Annotated in this window: 5 protein-coding genes and 1 pseudogene; 1 reads left to right on the forward strand and 5 read right to left on the reverse strand. The window is 72.4% G+C overall.

Annotated features, from left to right (window positions below):
- Positions 1–104 precede the first annotated feature (104 nt).
- Positions 105–341 (forward strand): SDR family oxidoreductase, encoded by a 237-nt coding sequence (locus tag KME75_RS39750; RefSeq protein ID WP_219420162.1) that lies wholly within the window; start codon positions 105–107, stop codon positions 339–341.
- Here the strand turns inward: KME75_RS39750 and KME75_RS39755 are convergent.
- The 5 genes and pseudogenes from KME75_RS39755 to KME75_RS39775 all read right to left on the reverse strand — a co-directional run bounded on the left by KME75_RS39755 (position 298) and on the right by KME75_RS39775 (position 5,140).
- Entirely contained in the window at positions 298–1,203 is a 906-nt protein-coding gene (locus tag KME75_RS39755) for an SDR family NAD(P)-dependent oxidoreductase (RefSeq protein ID WP_219420163.1), read from the reverse strand. The two genes, KME75_RS39750 and KME75_RS39755, sit on opposite strands and share 44 nt — an antisense overlap.
- The gene (locus KME75_RS39760; RefSeq protein ID WP_246633725.1) at positions 1,200–1,580 is read right to left on the reverse strand and encodes a nuclear transport factor 2 family protein; all 381 of its coding nucleotides are present in this window, start codon (positions 1,578–1,580) and stop codon (positions 1,200–1,202) included. The genes KME75_RS39755 and KME75_RS39760 overlap by 4 nt, the downstream gene beginning before the upstream one ends.
- A gap of 16 nt (positions 1,581–1,596) precedes the next feature.
- Complete coding sequence (locus KME75_RS39765) at positions 1,597–3,081, reverse strand: FAD-dependent oxidoreductase (protein WP_219420164.1); 1,485 nt, start codon at positions 3,079–3,081, stop codon at positions 1,597–1,599.
- Positions 3,082–3,147: 66 nt separating this feature from the next.
- Positions 3,148–4,169 (reverse strand): annotated as a pseudogene (dmpG, locus tag KME75_RS39770) (4-hydroxy-2-oxovalerate aldolase).
- The gene (locus KME75_RS39775) at positions 4,166–5,140 is read right to left on the reverse strand and encodes an acetaldehyde dehydrogenase (acetylating) (RefSeq protein ID WP_219420165.1); all 975 of its coding nucleotides are present in this window, start codon (positions 5,138–5,140) and stop codon (positions 4,166–4,168) included. Before KME75_RS39775 ends, dmpG begins: the two are co-directional and overlap by 4 nt.
- Positions 5,141–5,397 lie beyond the last annotated feature (257 nt).

The following is a 5,397-nucleotide window of genomic DNA, read 5'->3' on the forward strand; positions in this document are numbered from 1 at the left end:
ACCTGAAAGATCATCAGGAGCCGCGCTCGCCTGGCAACTCAGCCCCCTCGTCTCCCGCACTGACCAGGGCGAGCCAACCGGACAAAACCGGACGTAACACCTAAATGATCAGAACGCCGGGGCCCTGCGGCGGCATCACCACGCCCCTCTCGACCGGCGTCCCGGCGCAGCTCCCGGCGGACACCGACTGGTCGCTGTTCGCGAAGCTCCAGCCGGTGCTCGACGGCGCGCAGATGGGCAGCCCGGAGAAGGTGGCGTCGGTCGTCGCGATGGCGGCGTCCGACGACGGCTCCTACATCACCGGCACGGAGATCCGCATCGACGGCGGTACCCACCTCTGAGGTGGGTCATCCGGCGGCCGGGCGGAAGCGGCTGCGGTGCGGGCGCGGTGCCGCCCGGTTCGCCAGCTGCTCGGCCCGGCCCGCCATCGCCTGCAGCACGACCTCGGGCTGGGTGAGGACGTAGAACTCGCCGCGGGCCGCCTGGTCGAAGATCGCCTCGGCGGCCTCCGCCGGGGTGATCCCGTGCTCCCGGAGCTCGTCCATCGCGTGCGCGCTCGGCCGCCCCGGTGTCGCCGCCGTCGACACCGCGTGCACTGGCGAAGATGTCCGACGCGACCACCCCGGGCAGCACGGCGTGCGCCCCCACGTTCGCCCCGACCGCCGCGAGCTCCAGGTGCAGCGACTCGGTGAGCGCGAGCACGGCGTGCTTGCTCATGACGTACGCGGCCTGCAGCGGCACCGCCGCGACCCCGCCGACCGAGGACATGTTCAGCACCACGCTGCGGCCCGGGTTCGCAATCATCCGCGGCAAAAAGGCGCGCAGCCCGTGGAACACCCCGTTGACGTTGATGTCGACGAGCCGGTGCCAGTTCGCGACCGGGGTGTCCCACAGGTACCCGAACTGCTCCACCCCGGCGTTGTTGACCAGCAGCCGGACCGGCCCGGCGCCGGCCGCCACCCGCTCGGCGAGCCGTTCCATCGCCGCCGGGTCCCGCACGTCGACGGCGTGGGCGAGCGCCCGCCCACCGTCGGCCGTGATGCGGGCGGCGACCCGCTCGGCGGCCGACCCGTCGACATCGGCCACCGCCACCGTCATCCCCAGGCGGAGCGCCGCGTGCAGGGCGAGGCCCTCCCCGATCCCCGCGCCGGCGCCGGTGATGACGGCGACGCCACCGGCGAACACCTCCTCCGGTGTGGTCACGCCACCATGCGCACGTCGCCGCTGTTCCAGAACGCCCGCATGCTCGTGATCCGCGCGTCCTCGTCGAAGGTCATGACGTCGATCGGCTCGATCTCGACGGTCTGGTCGCCCAGCTCCGTGCGCACCAGGAAGTGGAAGGCCGCACTTGCGCCGGCGACGCGGAGGGCCAACAGCTCCGTGTGCCGCTGCGCCCCCTCGATCGCCGCGTAGAACTCGCGGATGGCGGCGCGGCCGCGGCGCGGCTCGCTGCCCACCGGGTCCTCGAGGGTCGCGTCCTCGGCGTAGCAGGCCGCGATGTCCTCGGCCGTTCCGTCCGCCACGGCCTTCAGGTAGCGGGCGACGGCGTCGGCGATGGCGTCGGTCGATGGCATGGTCATGTGTCCTCTCGTCGGGTTAGTGAATGGTCCGGGCGGCGGCCAGCCCGGCGCGGCGGCCGAAGAAGGTGCCGTCTCCGAGCGAGGTACCGCTGATGTAGCCCCAGGAGTGCAGGCCGGAGGTCGCCCGGCCGGCGGCGAACAGGCCCGGGACGGGGCGGGCGTCCAGGTCGAGCACCTCGCCGTCGACGGTCGTGTGCAGGCCGCCGAGGGTGAACACGGATGCGCCGCTGCTGCGCCCGCTCCCCGCTTCGGACGGCGGGCGAAGCCCCATCCGCACGTCGATCGCCGCGAACGGCGGGGTGAGCGGGCGCAGCCAGCGGGCGGACTTGCGGAAGAACGGGTCCTCACCGCGGGCGGCGTGCTCGTTGTACAGGTCGATCGTGGTGCGCAGCCCGGACGGCGGGATGCCGATGAGGTCGGCGAGCTCCTCCGGTGTCCCGGCCACGTGGTGCGGGCGCACCCCCCACCGCTCCGGCTCCGGGACGTCGTCGTAGCCCTGCTCGTCGACGATCACCCAGACGTCCATGCCCTGCCGGTAGAGCGCCGCCTGCCCGACGAGGCCCGGATAGGTGTCCTCGTTGACGAAGCGCTGCCCCTGCCCGTTCACGATCATGCCGCGGGCGATCATGCCGGGGATCAGCGAGATCCCGATCTGCCCGGCCGACATGTGCTTGACCGCCGCGCCGACGGCCTGCGCCATGAGGATGCCGCGCCCGTCGTCGGAGCCGTCGCTGTTCTTGTCGTGCCCGACCAGCTGCGGGGCGTGCAGCGCCAGCATCTCCTCGTTGTCGACGAAGCCGCCGGTCGTGAGCACCACGCCGCGGCGGGCCCGGACCGTGTACTCGGTGCCGTACCGGCGCGCCACGGCCCCGACGACCTCGCCCCCGGGGCCCACCACCAGGTTCGTCACGTAGCTGTCGCACCGCACGTCGGCGCCGACCGCCGCCACCGCCGTCGTGAGCCGCTCCATCAGCAGCCACCCGCCGAAGTCGTTCGACGTGGGCCGGTGCCCGCGCGGCGCCGGTGTCGCGATCTCCGTGAACGGCCAGCTGTTCTCGCCCATCCACATCAGACCGTCGTCGGTGGGTGGCACCCAGGTCGGGGAGTCCCACAGGCTCGGCTTGAACGGGACGCCCCGCTCGACCAGCCACTCGAAGTGGGACACGCTCTGCTCGGCGTAGAGCGTGACCTTCGCCCGGTCGGCGTCCGGACCGAGCGCCGCCATCAGGAACTTCGCCATCTCCTCGGCGTCGTCGTCGAACCCGCAGGCCCGCTGCACCGAGGTGCCGCCACCGAGGTAGATCTCGCCGCCCGCCAGCGCGGAGGACCCTCCCCCGGCGCTCGCCCGCTCCAGCACCACCACCTCGGCGCCCGCCCGCGCGGCCTCGAACGCGGCGGAGGCTCCCGCGCAGCCGTACCCGACGACGAGCACGTCGGTCTCGACGTCCCAGCGTCCGACGTCCGACGCCGCCCGCGGCATCTCGGTTCGATCCGTACTCATGGGTCTCCTCACGGGCGGGGTGTGCAGTGGCGCGGTCAGCGACGACGTTCGCTCCGGAAGCTCCGCTCAGCGGCCGGCGGCCAGCTGGATCGCGACGTCGATGATCATGTCCTCCTGGCCGCCGACGTAGCCGAGCTCGCCGCAGCGGCGCAGGATCTCGTGCGCGGGCACCCCGTACCGCTCGGCGGCCCGCTCGGCGTGCAGCAGGAACGACGAGTACACCCCGGCCCAGCCCTGCACGACCGCGTTGCGGTCCATCTTCGGCCACCGGTGCAGGTACGGGCGCACCACGACCTCGGCGGCGGCGAGCAGGGCACATCGAGCCCGGTGTCGACGTGCAGCCGGTCGAACACCGCGGCGAGCACCTCGGTGGGCGAGTTGCCCGCACCGGCGCCCAGCGCGCACAGCGACCCGTCGATGTAGCGCACCCCGGCCTCGTGGGCCAGCACCGAGTTGGCCACGCCCAGGCTCATGTTCTGGTGCCCGTGGTAGCCCACCCACGCCTCGTCCCCGACCTCGGCGACCAGCGCCTCGAACCGCGCCTTCGCCTCGTGCATCAGCAACGCGCCCGCGGAGTCCGTCACGTACGGGCACTGGCACCCGGCGTCGACCATGATCCGGGCCTGCTTCGCCAGCTCCTCGGGCGGCGTCCGGTGCGCCATCATCAGGAACCCGACGGTCTCCATGCCCAGCTCCCGCGCCAGGCCGAAGTGCTGGGGGGAGACGTCGGCCTCCGTGCAGTGGGTGGCGACGCGCACCATGTCGGCGCCGGCGTCCCGCGCCCGGCGCAGGTCGTCGGCCGTGCCGATGCCGGGGACGAGCAGCACCGCGATCTTCGCCCGCTGCGCCTCCTCGCGCGCCGCCGCGATCAGCTTCATCTCGTCGGTGTGGGAGAACCCGTAGTTGAACGAGCTGCCGCCGAGCCCGTCGCCGTGGGTCACCTCGATGACCTCGACGCCGGCCGCGTCCAGCGCGCGCACCGTGTCGCGCACCTGGGCCTCGGTGAACTGGTGCGCCATCGCGTGCGAGCCGTCCCGCAGCGAGGTGTCGGTGATCCAGACGTCGTGGACGAGCTCGGGCCGACTCATCGCACTCCCTCGCTGCGCTCGGTCGCCGCTTCGCGAAGGCGCTGTATCGATGATTCGCTCGCGAGCTCACTCATGCCCGCCACCTCCTGCTTCGCGAGCGCCATCAGCTCGCCCACCCGGGCGGCGGCGGCCGTCATGATGTCGAGGTTGCCGGCGTAGGGCGGCAGGTAGTCGCCGTTGCCCTTCACCTCGAGGAAGACCGCCACGCGGCCGTTGCCCTCCCAGGACGGCTGCGGGTCGTCGAACTGCGGTTCGGCTCGCAACGTGTAGCCGGGCACGTACTGCTGCACCTCGTCCACCATCTCGTGCACGGACCGGATGATCGCCTCCCGGTCGGCGTCCGGGCCGATCATGCAGAACACGGTGTCCCACATGATCATCGGTGGCTCCACCGGGTTGAGGATGATGATCGCCTTCCCGCGGGCCGCCCCGCCGATCTCGGCGACGGCCTGCCCGGTCGTGTGCGTGAACTCGTCGATGTTCGCGCGGGTGCCCGGGCCGGCCCCTCGCGACGCCACCGACGCGACGATCTCCACGTACGGCACCGGAGTCACCCGCGACACCGCGTGCACCATCGGGATCGTCGCCTGGCCGCCGCAGGTGATCATCGAGACGTTCGGGGCCGCGATGTGGTCGCGCAGGTTCACCGGCGGGCACACCATCGGCCCCAGGTGCGCCGGGGTGAGGTCCACGGCCTGGATGCCCGCCTCGGCGTAGCGGGGCGCGTTCGCCCGGTGCGCCTGCGCCGAGGTCGCCTCGAACACGATCTCGGGCAGCGGGTCCTGGCGCAGCAGCCAGTCCACACCCTCCGCGCTCGCCGCCAGCCCGTGCTCGCGGGCCCTGGCGAGCCCGTCGGACTCCACCACACCCACCATGTACCTGACGCCGACCACCGCGCTGCGGCGCAGTTTCGCCAGCAGGTCGGTACCGATGTTCCCGGGGCCGACGATCGCGGCCGTTGTCGGAGCCATGGTCACACCCTTTCGGCCGTTGCCGTCGTGTGCGTCGTCCTGTCCCACTCACCGGCACGCCCGTCGTCGTGGCTGAGTTGGGTAACAACGGATGGTGTGGTCGCTCTGACAGCCGTCCCCGGCTTGGGGGCAATGGCCTTGCGTTAGGTCGGTGACCGCTGTCGGAGGCAGTGGAGTTGGATGCGGCGGGTGACGTGGACGACACGGGGTTGATCTTTGCGGGCGGGGAAGTCGCCGGCCTTCTTCGTGGCCCGCGG

Source organism: Pseudonocardia nigra, assembly GCF_019396355.1.
Lineage (GTDB): Bacteria > Actinomycetota > Actinomycetes > Mycobacteriales > Pseudonocardiaceae > Pseudonocardia > Pseudonocardia nigra.